General features: G+C 46.6%; 2 protein-coding genes and 1 pseudogene. All 3 read left to right on the top strand.

Features of this window, described 5'->3' with window-relative positions; genetic code table 11:
- Positions 1 to 31: 31 nt before the first annotated feature.
- Positions 32 to 418, top strand: a complete 387-nt coding sequence (locus D3F01_RS15835) for a DUF2500 domain-containing protein (protein WP_015536783.1) — start codon at positions 32 to 34, stop codon at positions 416 to 418.
- A 33-nt stretch (positions 419 to 451) separates the two neighbouring features.
- Positions 452 to 1,174 carry an AAA family ATPase gene (locus D3F01_RS15830; protein ID WP_005921747.1) on the top strand — a complete coding sequence of 241 codons (723 nt, stop codon included), beginning with the start codon at positions 452 to 454 and terminating at the stop codon, positions 1,172 to 1,174.
- Positions 1,175 to 1,195: 21 nt separating this feature from the next.
- Positions 1,196 to 1,449, top strand: a pseudogene (locus D3F01_RS15825) (hypothetical protein); the annotation flags it as partial.

Here is a 1,449-nt window from a genome sequence, read left to right as displayed (position 1 = left end):
GACCTGCTGGAAGAAATTTTGGAGGAGTAAAATGTTTTTTGGATGGTTTGACGCTATATTCAGCTTCATTTTCCCAATCCTGTTCCTGCTTTTTATTGGAATGTTTTTCTTTGCTCTAATTTCAAATCTCCGCACATGGAACAAAAACAACCACTCGCCGCGGCTTACCGTTCCGGCAACAGTGGTAGCAAAGCGCACCGATGTTTCGCATTCCAGCAGTGCCAATGCCGGAGATATGTCCGGTGCGCACGGATACGACACTAGCACATTTACATCGTACTATGTGACTTTTCAGGTGGAGAGCGGCGACCGGATGGAATTTGAAGTGGACGGAAGCGATTATGGTCTGCTCGTGCAGGGCGACATCGGAAAGCTGAGTTTTCAGGGCACCCGCTATCTTGGGTTTGAGCGGAGCTAAGTGTTTCTTACATTATATAGTATGGAGTGCTGTATGAACGATTTGTTTATCCAAGGGCTGACCATCGACTGGAACAGAGTTCGCCCATACAATTATGTTCGTCAGATTCCTGCCATCAGTGGAATCGACACTTTTACATTCCATAAGCCCATTACGTTCTTTGTTGGCGAAAATGGAAGTGGAAAATCTACGCTTCTGGAAGCAATCGCTGTTGCTTACGGCTTCAACGCAGAGGGTGGAACGAAGAACTATTCATTTTCCACATACAACTCCCATTCGGAACTATGTGAGGCTATGACGATTTCCAAGGGGTATCGCAGACCAAAGTTCGGGTATTTTCTCCGAGCAGAGAGTTTCTATAATGTAGCCACCAAGGAAATCGACTATTCCGATGACGATCATCCCTCCAAAGGCTATCACCAAAAATCACACGGTGAAAGTTTCCTCGCCATTGCGCAGGACTACATGGGTGCAGATGGAGTCTATATTTTTGACGAGCCGGAAGCCGCTTTATCCCCGCAGCGGCAGCTCACGTTACTGATCAACATTTATCGGTGTGCCCAAGAAGGGGCGCAATTCATTATCGTATCACATTCACCCATTCTCCTCGGAATGCCTGATGCTGAGATTTTTAGCTTCGACAATGGCACGATTCATCCTTGTCAGTATGAAGATACGGACAGCTACGTTATCACCAAAACATTTGTAAATAATCGGCAGCATTTTTTGAACCAGCTTCTGAACGAAGAAACGTAATGCCGGGAAAGGACATTCCATATGAGTGATTCTACGTTGAAAGAGCTTTGGCAGCAGGTCGCTGAAAAGAAAAGCTGCGAAGCAAAACAGAAAGAACTGACCGCCCAGAGAGATACGCTTGCTGATTGCCTGAAAAAGCTGGAAAAATCCAAGCTGGCAGAGCAGGCTGATGTGGACCGTCTGGAGGGACACAGCCTTGCCGCATTTTTCTATCAAGTGATTGGAAAAATGGATGAAAAGCTGGACAAAGAACGGCAGGAAGCCTATGCAGCCCG

This window comes from Faecalibacterium sp. BCRC 81149 (assembly GCF_022750605.1).
GTDB classification, from domain to species: Bacteria; Bacillota; Clostridia; order Oscillospirales; family Ruminococcaceae; genus Faecalibacterium; species Faecalibacterium duncaniae.
The sequence above is the reverse complement of the archived record's forward strand: the minus strand, read 5'-3'. Positions and strand labels throughout refer to the sequence as shown.